The following is a 17,843-nucleotide window of genomic DNA, read 5'->3' on the forward strand; positions in this document are numbered from 1 at the left end:
ACATGCCCCTTCACGCACCTGAAAGGCAAGCAAAAGGGGCGGCCCGCCAATGCGCGCCGCCCCTTCCGCCTCTCCCCAGGGGAATTGAATCAGGTGTTGGCACCGACCCCCGTCGCGCGCCAGCTGTCCGCATAGGCGGTGCGGGCGACGTTCGAATAAGGAACGGGGCTGATCACCGCCTTGATCTGCGTCTGCACGTGCGGCTCGACCGTGGGCTTGGAGGTGCCGCCATCGGGTTCGCCCCAGACCAGCATCACTTCCTTGCCCATTTCGACTTCGTCGGGATCGATCATCGCCAGCGTCAGCATCTTGCCCTCGTTCGACGAGTAGCCGACCCAGGTGGAAACGCCGATGAACTTGCCGTCCACGGTGCGCACTTCGTCGAACGGATGCATCGCATAGACCGCGCTGGGGAATTCGAAGTACTTGGCCCGCTCGCCCTCGGCATAGAGCGAGGAGAGCACGCGCATCATATCCTCGTTGTCGAGCGCCAGCGTGACCTTCTGCTTGTGCTTTTCGCCTGCCATCCGCTCGAGCGCCTCGCGGCCGACGAAGTCATGGTCGAACTTGACGATGTGGCCGTAGCCGATGTCCCACGGAGTGAGGTAATAGCCCTCGATGCTATCCGGCACGTAGGAACCGCCGATCGAGCACGTGCCCGCATAGCTCTTGCCCGAGGCCCAGGCGCGGAAGTCCTGCATCATCTGGCTGTCGCCGGTGAAGAAGGCCGGCAGCGGCGAAGGCAGCCAGCCCGATTCGAGTGTGTTGGACGAATAGGCGCGGCCACCGACCAGCGTCAGGCCGTGATCCTTGCCCGCTTCGACCAGCGCCGCATGGACGCCCTTGTAGTCCGCCCAGGGGCCGAACAGCTCGTAACCCGGCTGCCCAGCCATGCCGTGACGCAGCGCGATCACGTCGTGGCCGGAAATGTCGATATGGGCCATGCTGAAGAACTTCAGATCGGGCGGGGTCTGGCCCATCGCCGCCTCGAGGATCTTCATCGCGTTCGGGCCCTGCAGCTGGAAGCGATAGTTCTTGCGCACGCCGTCGGTGCGCATCGCGGTGCGCTCGTCACGCTCGACGGTCACGTTCCACTTGCTGCCATCGGGTTTGGGATACTGGGCGTGGAATTCGACCCATTCGATCGCCGGAGCGCGGCCCACCAGCGAGAACTCCTCTTCAGCCAGGTAGAACAGGATCACGTCACCGATCACATAGCCTTCGGGGGTGACGGGCACATACTGCTTGGCCTTGTTCACCTGGTAATTCTTGAAGCTGTTGATCGCGGTATATTCGAGCAGCGCCATTGCTTCGGGTCCGCGCACATAGAGCTCGACCATGTGATAGGACTGGTTGAACAGCACTGCGCTCTTGGCCCAGGCGGCCTGCTCGTTGCGCCAGTTGGTATATTCCGCCGGCACGCCCGGATAGGCGTTGGGGCCGGTCTGCTGGTTGCGCAGGAAGTGGACAACGTCGCTCTGGGCATCGAGCTTTTCTTGCAGGGTCTGGTCACTCATCGTCAGGTCCTCTCTAGGGGATTGTTCGGATTGTCTCGAAAATGTCAGTCGGCTGGTTCGGCGAGCCAGTCGGCAATCGCGGCGTTCACCGCATCGGGCGCTTCCAGCGTAATCATGTGACCGGCCCCCGGCACGATCACCAACTGCGAACCGGGAATGGCAGCGGCAATCGCCTCATGCTGCGCGGGCGGGGACCAGCGGTCCAGCTCGCCGGTCATCACCAGCACCGGGCCGGTCAGCCCGGCCAGCAGGTGCTCGAACGGCGGGCGGGCGAGCAGCGCCCTGATCTGCGCATCGAACATCGCCTGACCCTTGGACAGGCACATGTCGCGCATATCAGCATAGATCGCCGTCTCGCGGTTGGCATCGGCCACCATCGGCGGCAACCAGTGATCGACCAGCGCGGTATAGCCGTGATCGTAGCCGATCTGCTGGAGCGCGGCGCGCTTTTCCGCTTCGCCTTCTGCCAGCGGATGAATGCCTGTGGATACCAGTGCCAGTCGCCGCACCCGTTCGGGAGCGATCCGCACGATCTCCATCGCCACGCGTCCGCCCATCGAATGGCCGAACACGTCGAACCGCTCGGCCCCGGCAGCATCCGCCTGCGCCAAAGCGACCCGCGCCATGTCGGTCAGCGAATCGGCCATGCCGTAGCCGTCCACCGCCACGCTGCCCGGAAACGCACGCAGTTGCGGCGCATAGACGCGCGAATCGCAGATCAGGCCAGGCAGAAACATCAGCATTGGTGCAGGGTTCACTCAGTTTATTCGCGCTCTTGAAAATTTCATCTATACGAATTTCAGCGTCTGGGCTAGAGGCTTTTGTGAAGAGTCGGCGGGCCGGAACAGCTCCAGCCGAAGCGGCGAGAGGAGACTGCACGCGATGTCCTACGAGACGATCCATCCCAACTGGGAAAAGCCCATGGCGAACATGGTGGACGGCTATTCGCTGGAAATGACCGCCAAGGAGCTCGAAGGCCTGCGCGAAGCCGCCCCGCTGATCGTGCCCAAGACGCAGATCGCCGTCACTTTCCTTCCCGGTGAGGAAATCGAACAGCGCATCGAAGCGAGTTGCCTGGTGCGCGAACTGGGGTTCGAACCGATCACCCACGTGTCCGCCCGCCGGATCAAGTCGCACGAGGAACTGGATTACTACCTCGCCCAGACCTCCCAGCGCGCGCAGGCCAAGCGCATCTTCGTGATCGCAGGCGACCCCCCCGAACCCGAAGGGCCGTTCTCGGACAGCCTGCAGATCATCGAGACCGGCCTGCTGGAGAAGTATGGCTACGAGGTAATCGGCGTCGGCGGTCATCCGGAAGGGCATCCGAACAACAATCCCGACGAATTGTGGACGTGGATGGAGCGCAAGCTCGATGCCATCCGCGCCCACGGGATGACCCCGCTAGTGGTCACCCAGTTCGCTTTCGATGACGATGCGATCGTCGCCTGGCTGGCGGAAATGCGAAGCCGAGGGATCGACGTGCCGGTGCGGCTCGGCGTGCCCGGTCCCGCCGGGATCAAGCGGCTGCTCGGCTTTGCCAAGCGCTGCGGCGTGGGCGCTTCGGCCAACGTGATGAAGAAGTACGGCATTTCAATCACCAACCTGCTCGGCACTGCGGGGCCGGACAAGCTGGTGGACAGCCTTGCCGAGAAACTTGACGAACGGCATGGGCGTGTGCGCCTGCATTTCTACCCCTTCGGTGCGCTGCGCGCGTCCGCCGAATGGATCAACGATTACGACGCGCGCCACCAGTAGGCGCAGCGTCAAGCGACAAGGCCGGGAAAGTACCAATGGCACAGATTATCGACGGCCACGCAGTCGCGCGCCAGCTCGACGAGGAAACCTGGGCACAGGTGCAGGAATTGCTGGCGGCGGGCCACCCCGCCCCCGGCCTGACGGTGATCCTGGTCGGTGAAGATCCGGCGAGCGAAGTCTATGTCCGCCGCAAGATCGCCGCCTGCAAGAAAGTCGGCATCCAGTCCACCGAACACCGCCTGCCTGCCAGCACCTCGCAGGATGCGCTGCTGACACTGATCGCGCGGCTCAATGCCGATCCCGAAATCCACGGTATCCTCTGCCAGGTGCCACTGCCCGAACATATCGATACGCGGCTGGTGCTGCGCTCGATCAGCCCGGACAAGGATGTCGACGGTTTCCACCCGGTCAATGTCGGGCGGCTCTCCACCGGTACCGGCGGCATCGTGCCCTGCACCCCGCTGGGCGTGATGAAGCTGATCGCCACGGTCATCCCGGATCTGACCGGAAAGGACGTGGTGGTGATCGGCAAGTCGAACATTGTCGGCAAGCCGGTGGCGAACCTGCTGCTCGATGCCGAAGCGACAGTGACCGTCACCCATATCAACACCGCAGGCCTGCCCGAAATCTGCCGACAGGCCGATGTCATCGTTGCTGCAGCCGGTGCGCCCGAACTGGTGCGCGGCCACTGGGTGAAGGATGGCGCGGTGCTGATCGATGTCGGCATTACCCGCATTGCGGGCGAGGATGGCAAGACCCGGCTGGTTGGCGATATTGCCTTCAACGAAGTGCAGCACGCGCTGGCCGTCACACCCGTTCCCGGCGGCGTCGGGCCGATGACCATCGCCTGCCTGCTCGCCAACACCGTGCAGGCGGCGCGCAATCTGATGGTCGAACCGGCGCAGCGCGGGGACGACTACGCCGACGCGCCCGACCGCAGCATGTATACCGCAGGCTAGGGCCGCGCCCTTGCCAATCCGCACTAGCTGGTGAACAAGCCGCTGCATGGCGGAACGGATCGATGGCGCGGCAATCGCGCGCAAGCTGGACGAGGCAACTGCGGCGGACGTCGCCCGGATGATCGCCCAGGGCGGCCCGCAACCCGGCCTGGCCGTAGTGCTGGTGGGCCATGATCCGGCGAGCGAAGTCTATGTCGGGCACAAGATCACCGCCTGCGCCCGCGTAGGGATCGCCAGCTTCGCCCATCGCCTGCCCGCCGATACCTCGCAGGCCGACCTGCTGGCCCTGATCGACCGTCTCAATGCCGATCCGGCAGTTCACGGCATCCTCTGCCAGGTGCCGCTCCCTGCCCATATCGACACCGATCTGGTGCTACAGGCCATCGATCCGGACAAGGACGTGGACGGTTTCCACCCCGTCAACGCGGGGCGGCTGGCCACCGGGGTCAAGGGACTGGTGCCCTGTACACCGCGGGGCGTGATGGTGCTGTTGCGCTCGGTCCTGCCCGATCTGGCGGGGCTGGACGCTCTGGTGATCGGCCGTTCGAACATCGTCGGCAAGCCGGTGGCGCTGCTGCTGCTGGCGGCGGGCTGCACCGTGACGATTGCCCACAGCCGAACGCGCGACCTGCCCGCCCTCGCCCGCCGCTCGGACATTATCGTCGCGGCAGTCGGCCAGCCGCAAATGGTGAAAGGCGACTGGGTCAAGCCCGGCGCGGTGCTGATCGATGTCGGCATTTCGCGATTGGCAGGCCCGGACGGCAAGTCACGGCTCGTCGGCGATGTGGCCTATGACGAGGTGCAGCACGCGCTTGCCGTCACGCCCGTCCCCGGAGGTGTCGGCCCGATGACCATCGCCTGCCTGCTTGCCAACACGGTGCAGGCGGCGCGCGCCCTATCGGCCTAAAGCCAGCCGATCTTGCGGAAGCGGATGAACAGCCCGCCGCAGACCAGGGCCAGCCCGCCGAGCACGTAGAAATAGCCGTACCGCCACTCCAGCTCCGGCATGAAGTCGAAGTTCATGCCGTAGATCCCCGCCACCGCCGTCGGCAAGGCTAGGATCGCCGCCCAAGCGGCAAGCTGGCGGGTAATGACGCCCTGGCGGCTCTGTTCGAGCAGGCTGGCGACTTCGAGAATGCTCCCCAGCGTATCGATCAGCGCCCGCACCCGCGAAATGACGCGCTTGGTATCGTCGTGCACGTCGCGGAAATAGGGCCGCGCGCGGGAATCGATGGCAGGCAGTTCCACCTGCGCTAGCTTGCTCGCCATTTCCTCCATCCGCCCGCCGGTGCCTTCCAGCTGCCGCAGACCGCGCCGCAGCCGGAAAATGCGACGGATGCGCGACTGGTCGGGGAAAGCCTCGATCGCCCCATCTTCCACCTGCGCCACGATCGCCTCCAGCTTGTCGAGCACCGGCTCGTAGCCCTCGGCGATGAAGTCGAGCAGCGCGTGGAGCACGAAATCCGGGCCTTCGACCAGCCGTTCTGGCAGCGCTTCCAGCTGGTCGCGCAGTTCCAGGTGCGGCCGCGCGCTGCCCAGCCGCACGGTGATGATGAAGTCGCGCGTCAGGAACACCGAGGTCTGCCCATAGGCCACCAGATCGCCCAGCCCGCTTTCGACCGTGCGGGCGATGACGAACAATTGCTCGCCATAGGTCTCCGCCTTGGGCGGGTGGCGCACGGTCAGCGCGTCCTCGATAGCCAAGGGATGCAGGCCGTAGGCCTTGCGCATCCGCTCCATTTCCGCTGGCGTGGGATCGACCAGCCCGACCCAGTCGAATTCGCCCTCCCCCGGCTTCCCCGCGCGCGGGCCGAGCGCGGCCTTCACCACCTTGCCTTCGCGATAGCGCTTTGCAGCCACAATAGTCATAGCGGGCAGGTGACACGGCGCGCGCTTGCTGGCAATCAGGCGGGCATGACAATCGACACCGACGTTTGCATCATCGGCGCAGGGCTTTCGGGCATTTCGATGGCAGGCCACATGGGGCTGCTCTGCCCCGACCGCAGCTACACCATCCTCGAACGGCGCGAGCAGATCGGTGGGACTTGGGACCTGTTTCGCTATCCCGGCGTGCGTTCGGATTCGGACATGCACACGCTGGGGTTCGATTTCGAACCCTGGAAGCACGAGGACGCGATTGCCGATGGCCCGGCGATCCTCGAATACCTCAACCGCATCGTCGATGAACGCGGCATCCGCCCGAACATCCGCTTCGGGCAGGAAGTGCTTTCCGCCGCCTGGGATTCCGCGCGCGCCTGCTGGACAGTGACCTCGCGCGGAGCGGACGGGCGCGAGACTGTACTCACCGCGCGCTGGCTCTATTTCGCCAGCGGATACTATGACTACGACAATCCGCACGATGCCGACATTCCCGGCCTTGCAGACTTCGGCGGGCAGGTGGTGCATCCACAGTTCTGGCCCGACGATCTCGACTATGCGGGCAAGAATGTCGTGGTGATCGGTTCGGGCGCCACTGCCGTCACCATCCTGCCGGTGATGGCGAAGACTGCCGCCAGCGTCACCATGCTCCAGCGCACGCCGACGTGGATGGCTCCCGGCCCGCGCCGCGACAAGTGGAGCAAGCGGTTCGAACGCTGGTTCCCGGAGAAGTTCGCCTACTGGCTCACCCGGCAGAAGAACATTGCCCTGCGCGCCTACCTGTTCAGCCTCTCGCGCCGCAATCCGGCCAAGCTGGCGGAAAAGCTGCGCGGCCTGCTGCGTCGCTCGCTGGGCGAGGCCTACGATCCCGTGCACTTCGAACCGCCGTACAATCCGTGGGAACAGCGGCTGTGCCTGGTGCCCGATGGCGACCTGTTCAACGCGGTGAAGCGCGGCAAAGCGAAGCTGGTCACCGATCATATCGCCGGGTTCGATGCCGGCGGCGTGAAACTGCAATCGGGCGGCTACCTCCCTGCCGATCTGGTCATCACCGCCACCGGGCTACGGATGGCACTGGCGGGCAAGGTGGCGATCAGCAAGGATGGCGCGCCGGTCGATTTCAAGGACCACTTCTTCTATCGCGGGACGATGTTCTCCAACCTGCCGAACCTGTCCTTCGTGTTCGGCTATCTCAACGCCAGTTGGACGCTGCGCGCGGATATGAATTCGCGCTACGCCTGCGAAGTGCTCAACCATATGGCGCGGACCGGGACGGACATTGCGCTGCCCGAGCTGGCGGCTGCAGACGAGCCGGAAGCGGTCACGCCGTGGGATTACAGTTCCGGCTATCTCCAGCGCGCGATCCATCTGATGCCCAAGGTTGCGGCGGAACGCCCGTGGACGCTGCGGCACGATTACCTGGAGGACCGCCGCGATTTTCGCCAGCGCCCGGTGGCTGACGGAGTGCTGCACTTCCTCCAGGCGCCTGCCGTGGTGGCTGATGCCGAGGCAGAACCCGCAACGCAGGCGATCGCCGCCGAATGAGCAGCTCCGAAAAAGTGTGGACCGCGGCGCTGGTGGTGATCGGCGACGAGATCCTGTCCGGCCGCACGCAGGACAAGAACATCGCCCAGATCGCCAGCTGGTTGCAGGTGCAGGGCATTCGCCTGCAAGAAGTGCGCGTGGTGGCGGACGATATGGCGGCCATCGGCGAGGCTGTGAACGCGCTGCGTGTGCAGCACGATTACCTCTTCACCACCGGCGGCATCGGCCCGACGCATGACGACATAACCGTGGATGCCATTGCGGCCGCACTCGGCGTGCCGGTAGTCGTCCATCCCGAAGCGCACGACATGCTCGCAGGTTATTATGCCAACAAGCCCGGCGGGCTCACCGAAGCGCGGTTGCGGATGGCACGGGTGCCCGAAGGCGCAGGGTTGATCCCGAACCGCATGTCGGGCGCGCCGGGCATCCACGTGGGCAACATCTACGTGATGGCAGGCGTGCCGCACATCACTGCGCAGATGCTCGACGGGCTGACCGGCACGCTCGAAGGCGGCGCGCCGCTGCTCACCGAATCTGTGGGCTGCTGGACCGCCGAAAGCGAAGTGGCGGATATCCTGCGCGAAGTCGAACGCGCGCACGAAGGCGCGCAGATCGGCAGCTACCCGTTCTTCCGCGAAGGCCGGGTTGGCGCGAATTTCGTAGTCCGTTCGACGAGCGCCGAAGTGCTGGCAAGTGCGGTGGATACGCTGTGCGAGGCACTGGGCGAAGCAGGCTTCGATTTCACTCCGGGCGGGATTTGAGCGGCGCCGGGGAGCCTGGCAACTGGTGGGGCCGCTAGATGGAATGGCTGTTCATCATCGGAATGGGTGCGGTGCTGGTCGGACTGTGGGGCCGGGTGCAGAAGCTCGAACGGCGGCTGCGGGACTTGCAGGAAGAGACCCGCAGCCACTGGCGTGCTTTCGCGAGCGAAGCGGTGGTGTCCGAACGCTCTCGCCCGGATGCCGAATTTGTGGGGGAACCTGAGCCGGAACCACAAGTTGAGCCGGCGCCGGAGCCCGAACCCGAGAAGACGCTCGCATGGTCCGCGCCTGCCGAAGAGCCGACGGTCTCCGAACCTCTGCCGCCTCCTGCACCGCTGGGAGCGGAGGATGTTGCACCTGCCGAGGCCGACACCAGCTACTCGTCCACAAAATTCGATTTCGAGGACATTTTCGGTCGTCGCCTGCCGATCTGGGCGGGCGGGATCGCGCTGGCGGCGGGGGGGATTTTCCTCGTCATCTACGCCATCGAACAGGGGCTGATGGGGCCGGAGGTACGCACGGCGCTCAGCTTCGTGTTCGGCCTGCTGCTGCTCGGCGCGGCGGAAGCGGCCTATCAGTTCGAGGAACGGGTCGCCGATCCGCGCGTGCGGCAGGCGCTTGCGGGCGCGGGGCTGGCGACGCTTTACGCGGCCTTCTACCTTGCCGGGGCGCAATACGGTCTGATCGGGCCGGGCTTGGCCTTTGCCGGGCTGGCGCTGGTGACGGCGGTGGCGCTGGCGCTGACTTCCCGCTTCGGCTTGCCCACCGCCGTGCTCGGCCTGCTCGGGGGTTTTGCCACCCCGGTGCTGGTGGCGAGCGAGGAAGCCAATGTTCCCGTGCTGGCTTTCTACTTGGCGCTGCTCACCGCTGGCCTTGCGCTGACCGCCAAGCGGATGGGGCAGCGCTGGCTGGGCCTGGCAGCCATGGCGGGCGGGTTCCTCTGGGGCGTACTGATGCTGGCAGGCCTGCCGAGCGAGACCGAGGATGTGGTCGCCATCGGGCTTTACCTGCTGGCGCTCGGCGCGCTGGTGCCGCTGCTGCTGGCGGACGATGCCAAGCTGCCGCTTGCCCGGCTGGCTTCGGGCGCAATTGCGGCGGCACAGATGGGCGCACTGGTAAGCCTTGCCGGATACGACTTGCTGACCTGGGGGCTGTACCTGCTGCTTGCTGCCGCGCTGGCAGTGCTGGCGTGGCGGATCCCGGCACTGCGCCCCGCTGGCGCGCTGGTGGCGGCGGTGGGCGTGATCCTGCTGGCAACCTGGCCTGAACCCATGGTGCGCGATTTCATCGTGGTTATGGTGGGCTTCGGTGCGATCGTGCTCGGTGCGCCGCTGGGGCTGCTGTGGCGGCGGGATAGCCAGGTGCTAGAACTGGCGCAGGTGAGCCTGGGCGCGCTGGCGCTGGGCTTGGTCTGCCGTTTTCACTTCGGCAGTTCGGACAATGAGTTGTTCTTGCCCGGACTGTCAGTGGGGCTGACGATTCTGTCTGCCACCGCCGCATTGGCAGTTTGGCGTGCGTGGCTCGACGAGGCGCTCTCGCGCTATCTGGCTTTGCCAACGGCGACAGCAGCGCTGCTGTCATTCGGTGCGCTGCACGTTGTGCTGCCCGATTGGGCCGAAGTGCTGGGAGCGGTGGCTGTCACGCTGGTGCTTGCAGAAATCATGCGGCGAATGCAGGTTGCAGCGCTCGCCGCGCTGGGATGGGCAGGCGGCGTGCTGACACTGGTGACGCTTTTCTCGACCGGGGGCATTCTCGAAGAACTGTCGCGCGCTGTCGGGAACCCATACGGTGATGTGGATAGAGGCCGCGCACTGATCCGCTGGATCGCTGCCACCTTGCCCTTCGCGGCATTGGCGCTACTTGAATGGCGGCGGCGCTGGCGGCGCGCGGCGGAGATCTTGGCTGGACTATGCGGTTATGTCGTGCTGGCGCAGGTCATTCCCGCCGAATGGCTGGCGTGGACGGCGGCGCTTGTCGCGGTCGCCCTGCTCTGGTGGCAGCGCGAACGGACGGGCCTTTGGGGCGCGTTGCTGGCCGTGGCCTTGCTGTGGAGCCTGCATCCGGTGGCGATCTGGATCGGGCTGGGGTTCGAAGCGATTTCCGGCCTGCCCATGCTGGTGTCTGACCTGCCGACCTGGACCGGTGCGCTGCGCTATGTCATGCCGCTCGCACTGGCAGCGGGCTTCGCCGCATGGCGGGTTGAGGAGCGGCGCAAGCTGGCCCTCACGCTGGCGGCGCTGGCCGGGGCGGCGGGAACCGTGGTGCTGCATGTGCTCTACAAGCAGTTGTTTGCCATCGCCGACGACAGCGCCTTCGTCGCCCTTGGCATGGCCGAACGCACCGTTTGGCAAGCGCTGCTCATCGGCGGTGGCATCGCCCTCGCCCGCTTCGTCCCGCGCACGCCATGGCGCGCCACCGGCATGGCCCTGATCGCAGCCGGACTATGGCACTTCACCCTGTTCGGCTTCCTGCTGCACAACCCGCTATGGGACGCGCAGGCGACCGACGCCCTGCCGCTCGCCAACTGGCTGGCCCCAGCCTATTTGGCGGCGGGCGTGGCCGTCTGGTGGCTCACTCGCCTGCCTGAAGGGATGCTGCGCGATAGGCTCCGGCGGCTGGGTGACGGGGTGCTGATGCTGTTGATTTCCTTCTGGGCCCTGAGCGAATTGCGCCATTCCTTCGCCGGAAGCCTGCTCACTTCCGTGCCAATGAGCCAGACCGAGGACTTGCTCCGCTCCTTGCTCGGCATCGTGCTGGCGCTCGGCTTCCTGTGGTGGGGATCGCGGAACAACCAGCGCACCTGGCGGATCGGCTCGCTGGTGCTGATGCTGATCGCGGTGCTGAAGGTGTTCCTGGTCGATGCCGCGGGGCTAGAAGGACTGCTCCGGATCGCCAGCTTCCTCGCGCTGGGGGTCAGCCTGATCGGGATCGGCTGGATCTACTCGCGCCAACTTTCCAGCCGTGTGCCGGAACCGGTCGTCTAGGGCCTCAGTTCGTCCCGCGACGCTCTTCATCTTCGGCGATTTCCTCGCGCACTTCGCGCGCGCCGCGTTCCGCGCGGGCCACGCCTGCGCGGCTGCCACCTGCATTGCGGATCGTTCCGTAGGCGAGCCCGCCCAGAAGCAAAACGGCACCGGCGCCCGCGGCAATCCGGCTATCGACCCATACCGAAAGCGCGAACACGATAGCCAGGGCGACGACGATGAAAATGATACTGTTACGCATGGGATTTTCCTTTCGGAGAACCAACGCCATGCGCGCAGGAGGTTTCCGAAAAGACGTGGAGTGAGGGAAGAAGGGCCGGAAGTTCGCACCCCCGGCCCCCCCTAAATCAGAAGCGGACGCCCAGCCCCGCCACCACCTGGTCGGTGGTCGCATCGCCAAACGCGCCGTCACCCACGTCGCCATAGGTCGAGCGGCGGTATTCCACGCGGGCTTCGAGCGGTCCGGGCAATTGCACTTGCAGGCCGCCGCCGAAGCGCAGTCCGTCGGCGTTGTCCTCCAGATCGCCGAGCGAGCCCGACGAAGTGAAGGCGCGGGTATCGAGCGCGGTGTAGCCGACCTTGCCATAGGCAGAGATGCCGGGAGTAAGCGCCACGCCCGCACGCACGCCTGCGTAATACTGGCCGTCTGCCTCCAGACCGTTGCGTGCGCCGGCGACAGTGCCGGGAAATTCGGTGTCGCCGCCGCTGGTCGAATATTCGCCTTCGACGCCGACAAAGGCGCTGCCGAGGCTGAGATCGTATCCTGCCGAAATGCCGTAAACGGCCGAGTCTGCGCTGGCCGTTGCGGTATCGTCGGCCGTGTCGACATCCAGCCCTTCATAGCCCGCGATCGCACCGACATAGAGCCCGCCGGTCGACTGTGCGAACGCCGGAGTGGCAGCGGTGCCCGCCGCGATCACCGCGAGAGTGAGAAACTTTTTCATGACTTGTCGTCCTTTTGCATAAGCCCCGCGCGCCACATCGAACGGTGCAGCTTGCCGCCCGCTGAACCGGAAGGCGGAATGACGGGCGAATGCGACAGGTCGATTGCTGGGGTCTAGTCGGCCATGGCAGTGCGGGCGGCATACCACCGGGCGAGCACTTCGAAGGCCAGCTTGCGCTCCCCTTCCGGCCCGATGAGCCCCTTGCGGTTCCAGCCGTCCTGCACACCGGGCAACTGGCGACGCGGGGAGCGGAAGTCCTTCAGGATCCACGGCGACATGCCTGCCAGCGAAGGGATATTCTCCGCCATCGCCAGCGTGGCGCGGTAGTAATCTGCCTGGTATTCCTCGGTGAACTTGATCGGTTCCGCGCCCGCTTCGGCGTAGAGGCCCGGCATGGCACCCGCGCCGAACTCGGAGAACAGCAGCGGGCGGTCGGTCGGCATGTCCCAGCCGATGGCGGGCACGGTATCGGGGTGATCGGGTCCGTACCAGCCGTTGTAGGTGTTGACCGCCAGCACATCGAGCGCTGCCGCCAGCGGATCGGCGAGCACCATCACCTGCCGCCCGTCGCGCTGCTCACGCCCGGTCAGCAGCGCCGCGCTGACCAGCCGGTGCGGATCGAGCAGGCGTACATCTTCGGCGAGGCGGGTCATGAAGGCATTACGCGCATCGCTGACGGGGGTTTCATTGCCGACGCTCCATACGATCACGCTGGCGCGGTTGCGATCGCGGCCGATCATTTCGGCCAGCATGATGCGCGCGCGTTCGAGCGTGGCGGGATCGTCGAAAGCGATGCGCCAGTAGACGGGGATTTCGCTCCAGACGAGCAGGCCCATCTCGTCCGCCGCGCGCACCACCGCATCGGCATGGGGGTAGTGCGCCAGCCGGACGAAGTTTGCGTTGAGCCCGTCGCGCGCAATCGTCAGCAGTTCGCGCGCGGCTTCGGGAGTCATGTTGCGGGTAGGGTTCGCGCCCAGTTCCTCTTCGTGCAGGGAGATGCCACGCAGGAACACCGGCTCGCCGTTGAGGAGGATCTGCGCGCCGTCGACCGCCACGGTGCGCAGGCCGACGCGGTCGGTCCAGACATCTCCCCCTGCGCCTATCGCAACGTGATAGAGGCGCGGATTGGCGGGAGACCAGCGCTCCATTCCCGCTGGAGCGGCGACGCTGCCCGCAACACGGCCCGCCGCATCGGCCGTCAGCGCCAGTTCCACGCCAAGGTCGGGGATCGCAAAGTTCACCCTTGCACCCGCCGCCTGGGGGCCATCGAGCGCCACGTCGAAAGCGATCCGCCCGTCATCGGTCAGCCGCACCCATGCATCATCGACATAGGTTGCGGGCACTTCGATCAGCCGCACCGGGCGAGTGATGCCGCCATAGGTTTCCCAATCGGTGACCGGCGGGGGGACATCGAACCCGTCGCGCTGCGAATCCGCGCCAACCACCAGCCGGTTGCCCACCGCGCGCAGCTTGCCGGTCACTTCGAAGGCGAACGGCGTGAACCCGCCCTCGTGTCGCCCAAGATATTCGCCGTTGAGCCAGACTTCGGCGGTGTAATTCACCGCCCCGAAACGCAGGAATTGCCGTGTGCCTTCACCCGGAGCGGCATCGAAGCGGCGCTGGTACCAGACCAGCCCCTGATAATGCCGCATCTCCGGCGCGTGGGTCAGCCAGCTTGACGGCAATGTGGCGACCGGGCTGCGGTCCATATCGTATTCGTAGAGCGCCAGCGGATTGGCGCGGCGCGCGGCATCGACATCGGTATCGTCGTAACGGCGGTGGCCCGTCCCCGCGCCTTCGCCGTGGAAGCCCGCCTGCCCGTCGCGATAGGGATCGATCGACCAGGTCCATTCGCCCGAAAGATCCTGCGCCGGGCGCAGATCGCCTGCCGCCAGCACCGGCCCATCGGGCAGGACCTGGGCCGCCAGCCCGCTCGCCTGCAACACCATTGCCGCCAATGCGGCCAGAAACATCCTCATGACGTAGAGGCTATGCGCGCCGGAGACGGCAGGCAAACGAAAAGGGCCGGAGGATTGCTCTCCCGGCCCTTTCGACAATTTGAACCTCACCCGCCAAACGAACCCGCTTAGGTTCGCAAGGCCGACTGGCCGCCCGCAGCGGGGCCAGCACAGCTGGCCGCCTAGCGAGGACGCTCCGGCGGAGGCCGGAGCGCAAGAAAATTACGCCCCTTCTACCTCAGTGAGATCAAGCTTCAGGCCCGGACCCATCGAGGAGGTGATCGAGACCTTGCGGACATACTTGCCCTTGGCACCCGCCGGCTTGGACTTCACCACTGCCGAAGTCAGCGCCTTGAAGTTCGCCTTCAGCGCCGCATCGTCGAAGCTCAGCTTGCCGATGCCGGAGTGGATGATGCCCTGCTTTTCGACGCGGAATTCGACCTGGCCGCTCTTGGCGTCCTTGACGGCCTGTTCCACGTTGGGGGTGACGGTGCCCAGCTTCGGGTTCGGCATCAGCCCCTTGGGGCCGAGCAGCTTGCCGAGGCGGCCGACCACGCCCATCATGTCCGGCGTGGCAATCACGCGGTCATAATCGAGGTTGCCGTTCTGCATGTCTTCCATCAGGTCTTCCGCACCGACCTTGTCGGCACCGGCGGCCAGCGCCTTGTCGGCATTGTCGCCGCGCGCGAACACGGCGACGCGAACGTCCTTGCCGGTGCCCGAGGGCAGGTTGACCATGCCGCGCACCATCTGGTCCGCATGGCGGGGGTCGACGCCAAGGTTCATGGCGACCTCGACGGTCTCGTCGAACTTGGCCTTGTGCTCGCGCAGCGTGGCGAGAGCTTCGTCAACGGTGTAGAGCTTTTCAGCGTCGAGCTTGGCGACGAGCTGCTGCTTCTTGGTCTGCTTTGCCATCGGTTCAGCCCTCCACCACGTCGAGGCCCATCGAACGCGCGGAGCCTTCGATGATCTTCATGGCCTGGTCGATATCGTTTGCGTTGAGATCGGCGAACTTGGTTTCAGCGATTTCGCGCACCTGGCTCTGCGTCACCTTGCCGGCGACAGCCTTGCCCGGCTCTTTCGAACCCGACTTCAGGTTGGCGGCCTTCTTCAGCAGGTAGCTGGCAGGCGGGGTCTTGGTGATGAAAGTGAACGAACGATCGCCGTAAACGGTGATCTTCGTCGGAATCGGCATGCCCTTTTCCATTTCGCTGGTGGCAGCGTTGAAGGCCTTGCAGAATTCCATGATGTTGACGCCGCGCTGGCCCAAGGCCGGGCCGATCGGCGGGCTGGGAGTGGCGGAGCCCGCGGGCACCTGAAGGTTGATGTAACCTTCGATTTTCTTGGCCATAATGGCCTCCTTTTCGCACTGTCGCCTGCCGTATCCGGCAAGCTCATGTTAAGCGGTCAAGCGCCGTGGACTCGCTCCACGGCTTCCGCACGGTTTCCGTCACTGTCGTTCGGGAAGGCGCGCCCATAACCTTTTTGCGCAAAAAGGCAAGCGCGCGGATAGCTCGTCCGCGCCGATTTTGCCCGCCCGCGTTTACCCCGCATTTACCATGACCCGCTACATGTTTGGGCATGGAAGCGGCGAAGAAACAGTCGAACACGGCCGAAAGGCTCTTCATGCTCTTCGCCACGGTCATGGTGGGCGGATTGCTGGGCAGCATGGGCGTGCCGCCCTTCCCGCAGATTTCGGCGAGCGCCCGCACCACGATGCAGTTCGTCGGCGGGATGGTGAACTCGCGCCCCGGCATCCTGATCCCGATCAGCCACGAGGGCACGGGGCTGGTGTCGCGCGATGCGGCGAAATCGCAGCCGGGGCTGACCCTGATCCAGGGCACCATGCCCGGCGGACCGCAGGTGCGGCTGCTCGACCACGAAGGCAACGAAGTGCACCGCTGGACGGTGGATTTCTTCGCCATCTGGCCCGATGCGGACCAGATCATCCCGGCGCGCCGCATCCCGGCATCGCAGAACAATTATATCACCCACGGCATGTGGCCGATGCCCGACGGATCGCTGATCGTGAACCTTACCGGGCTGGGCAGCGCCCGGATCGATGCCTGTTCAAACACCGTGTGGCGCACCCAGCAGCCGTTGCACCACTCGGTAACGGCGGTGGGCAACGACACCTTCTGGATTCCCGGACACATCCTGGCCAGCGAAACTCCGCAGGAGTATATGCCCGACGGCTGGACCCCGCAGGAAATCGACGACGCGATTCTGACCGATCATTACTATCACGACAGCGTGGTGCTGGTGAGCGCGGACGGGGACATCCTCCGCGAAATGTCGGTGCTCAAGGCGATCCACGATGCCGGGCTGGAAAGCGCACTCTACCAGTCGCACACCGAAACCATCACCGATGCGACGCATATCAACGATATCGAAGTCGTCACGCCCGCGCTCGCAGAGCGGCTGCCGCAGGTGGAAGCGGGCGACCTGCTCGTTTCGCTGCGGGCAATGAACATGCTCGCCATTCTCGACAAGGATGATGGCGCGCTCAAATGGCACCAGCAGGGGCCGTGGGTGCGCCAGCACGATCCCGACATCATGCCCGACGGCACGATCGAACTGTTCAACAACCGCGCCACGATCGTGAACGGCCATACGCCGGGCAGCCAGATCATGCGGCTTGTTCCGGAAACGGGGGAAACCAGCGTGGTCTTCCCGCGCGGCAGTGCCGACGCGTTCAATTCCGACATCATGGGGATGCACCAGCCGCTGGAGAACGGCAATCGCCTGATCGTGGAATCGCGCGCCGGCCGCGCCTTCGAAGTGACCCCGGCGGGCGAAGTAGTGTGGGATTACCGCCTGCCGTTCGACGATGAATTCGCCTCCAACTTCTCCTTCGGCATCCGCGTGCCGAACGACTATTTCACCATGGAGTTTCCGCAATGTTCAAACTGATAACCGTGCCCGCCGTGGCTGCCGCCATGCTGCTTGCCGTCACCGCCACGCCCGCCCACGCCTACATGGGCGCAGGCGCCGGGCTTTCTGCCATCGGCTCGATGCTCAGCTTCCTCGGCGTGATGCTGCTGATGGTGGTGGGCTTCGTGTGGTTCCCGCTGAAGCGCGCGATCAAACGGATGACGGGCAAGGTCGAAGCCGCTCCGGTTGCGGCCGAAACGCAGACTGCGGACGCCGAAACCAAAGCGTGATCGCCGCCTACATCCTTTCCTGCCTGCTGCTGGTGCTAGCCTTCCAAGGCCTGCACGTATGGCCGCGCACCAAGGCGATGACCCGCGAGTTGCGCGGTGCCTTTGCCGTGATGACGGACAAGGCCTTGAGCGACGACCATAAGGAAGCGGCGCTGCGCCGCCGCTCGATCGAAGTGCTGGGGCTGACCGTGCGGCTGACGCTGGTGCTGATCGCAACCTTCGCCGCCGCCGCGCTGCCGGTGGTGCTGGCGCAGTGGGCTGGCTGGTTGACCTGGCAGGATTTCCTGGTCTTCTCGATCCAGCCACTGGTGGTGGTGGCGACTGTGGCGGCGCTGGCGCTCTGGCCGCTGCTGCAATCCCGCCTCGCCCGGAGCTGAT

General features: G+C 65.4%; 17 protein-coding genes. 9 read left to right on the forward strand and 8 right to left on the reverse strand.

The window, feature by feature from the left end; translation table 11 throughout:
- Positions 1–89: 89 nt before the first annotated feature.
- Positions 90–1,517: an aminomethyltransferase family protein gene (locus JY451_04275; GenBank protein QZH75812.1), complete on the reverse strand. Its 1,428-nt coding sequence runs from the start codon at positions 1,515–1,517 to the stop codon at positions 90–92.
- A 44-nt stretch (positions 1,518–1,561) separates the two neighbouring features.
- Positions 1,562–2,260: an alpha/beta fold hydrolase gene (locus JY451_04280; protein QZH75813.1), complete on the reverse strand. Its 699-nt coding sequence runs from the start codon at positions 2,258–2,260 to the stop codon at positions 1,562–1,564.
- A 139-nt stretch (positions 2,261–2,399) separates the two neighbouring features.
- Between JY451_04280 and JY451_04285 the strand changes: the two genes are divergently transcribed.
- From JY451_04285 to folD (JY451_04295), 3 genes are read left to right on the forward strand one after another with little or no spacing between them, the layout of a single operon-like run.
- Complete coding sequence (locus JY451_04285) at positions 2,400–3,272, forward strand: methylenetetrahydrofolate reductase (protein QZH75814.1); 873 nt, start codon at positions 2,400–2,402, stop codon at positions 3,270–3,272.
- Between the two features lie 35 nt (positions 3,273–3,307).
- Entirely contained in the window at positions 3,308–4,231 is a 924-nt protein-coding gene (gene folD, locus JY451_04290) for a bifunctional methylenetetrahydrofolate dehydrogenase/methenyltetrahydrofolate cyclohydrolase FolD (protein QZH75815.1), read from the forward strand.
- A 46-nt stretch (positions 4,232–4,277) separates the two neighbouring features.
- Positions 4,278–5,138 carry a bifunctional methylenetetrahydrofolate dehydrogenase/methenyltetrahydrofolate cyclohydrolase FolD gene (folD, locus tag JY451_04295; protein ID QZH75816.1) on the forward strand — a complete coding sequence of 287 codons (861 nt, stop codon included), beginning with the start codon at positions 4,278–4,280 and terminating at the stop codon, positions 5,136–5,138.
- On the opposite strand, the gene JY451_04300 is transcribed toward folD (JY451_04295), so the two are convergent.
- Positions 5,135–6,100: a magnesium and cobalt transport protein CorA gene (locus JY451_04300; protein ID QZH75817.1), complete on the reverse strand. Its 966-nt coding sequence runs from the start codon at positions 6,098–6,100 to the stop codon at positions 5,135–5,137. The two genes, folD (JY451_04295) and JY451_04300, sit on opposite strands and share 4 nt — an antisense overlap.
- Before the next feature lie 45 nt (positions 6,101–6,145).
- Here JY451_04300 and JY451_04305 point away from each other — a divergent pair, with 45 nt between their 5' ends.
- The 3 genes from JY451_04305 to JY451_04315 are packed head-to-tail and all read left to right on the forward strand — an operon-like array spanning position 6,146 to position 11,399.
- Positions 6,146–7,654, forward strand: coding sequence for an NAD(P)/FAD-dependent oxidoreductase (locus tag JY451_04305; protein QZH75818.1), 1,509 nt, complete (start codon positions 6,146–6,148; stop codon positions 7,652–7,654).
- On the forward strand, positions 7,651–8,415 hold the full coding sequence (locus tag JY451_04310) for a competence/damage-inducible protein A (GenBank protein ID QZH75819.1): 765 nt from the start codon (positions 7,651–7,653) through the stop codon (positions 8,413–8,415). Before JY451_04305 ends, JY451_04310 begins: the two co-directional genes overlap by 4 nt.
- Before the next feature lie 38 nt (positions 8,416–8,453).
- On the forward strand, positions 8,454–11,399 hold the full coding sequence (locus JY451_04315; GenBank protein QZH75820.1) for a DUF2339 domain-containing protein: 2,946 nt from the start codon (positions 8,454–8,456) through the stop codon (positions 11,397–11,399).
- A gap of 4 nt (positions 11,400–11,403) precedes the next feature.
- On the opposite strand, the gene JY451_04320 is transcribed toward JY451_04315, so the two are convergent.
- The 5 genes from JY451_04320 to rplK all read right to left on the reverse strand — a co-directional run bounded on the left by JY451_04320 (position 11,404) and on the right by rplK (position 15,652).
- Positions 11,404–11,640, reverse strand: a complete 237-nt coding sequence (locus JY451_04320) for a hypothetical protein (GenBank protein ID QZH75821.1) — start codon at positions 11,638–11,640, stop codon at positions 11,404–11,406.
- A gap of 106 nt (positions 11,641–11,746) precedes the next feature.
- Complete coding sequence (locus tag JY451_04325; GenBank protein ID QZH75822.1) at positions 11,747–12,343, reverse strand: porin family protein; 597 nt, start codon at positions 12,341–12,343, stop codon at positions 11,747–11,749.
- 113 nt (positions 12,344–12,456) lie between these two features.
- Positions 12,457–14,322 carry a beta-glucuronidase gene (locus tag JY451_04330; protein QZH75823.1) on the reverse strand — a complete coding sequence of 622 codons (1,866 nt, stop codon included), beginning with the start codon at positions 14,320–14,322 and terminating at the stop codon, positions 12,457–12,459.
- Between the two features lie 201 nt (positions 14,323–14,523).
- Positions 14,524–15,216, reverse strand: a complete 693-nt coding sequence (gene rplA, locus JY451_04335) for a 50S ribosomal protein L1 (GenBank protein ID QZH75824.1) — start codon at positions 15,214–15,216, stop codon at positions 14,524–14,526.
- 4 nt (positions 15,217–15,220) lie between these two features.
- Positions 15,221–15,652 carry a 50S ribosomal protein L11 gene (rplK, locus tag JY451_04340; GenBank protein ID QZH75825.1) on the reverse strand — a complete coding sequence of 144 codons (432 nt, stop codon included), beginning with the start codon at positions 15,650–15,652 and terminating at the stop codon, positions 15,221–15,223.
- Between the two features lie 275 nt (positions 15,653–15,927).
- Here rplK and JY451_04345 point away from each other — a divergent pair, with 275 nt between their 5' ends.
- The 3 genes from JY451_04345 to JY451_04355 are packed head-to-tail and all read left to right on the forward strand — an operon-like array spanning position 15,928 to position 17,842.
- A complete protein-coding gene (locus JY451_04345) occupies positions 15,928–17,214 on the forward strand; it encodes a hypothetical protein (GenBank protein QZH75826.1) in 1,287 nt (428 codons plus the stop codon).
- Positions 17,202–17,465, forward strand: a complete 264-nt coding sequence (locus JY451_04350) for a hypothetical protein (protein ID QZH75827.1) — start codon at positions 17,202–17,204, stop codon at positions 17,463–17,465. The genes JY451_04345 and JY451_04350 overlap by 13 nt, the downstream gene beginning before the upstream one ends.
- Positions 17,462–17,842: a hypothetical protein gene (locus tag JY451_04355; GenBank protein ID QZH75828.1), complete on the forward strand. Its 381-nt coding sequence runs from the start codon at positions 17,462–17,464 to the stop codon at positions 17,840–17,842. Before JY451_04350 ends, JY451_04355 begins: the two co-directional genes overlap by 4 nt.
- Position 17,843 lies beyond the last annotated feature (1 nt).

It is taken from the genome of Erythrobacter sp. (assembly GCA_019739335.1).
Taxonomy (GTDB): domain Bacteria; phylum Pseudomonadota; class Alphaproteobacteria; order Sphingomonadales; family Sphingomonadaceae; genus Alteraurantiacibacter.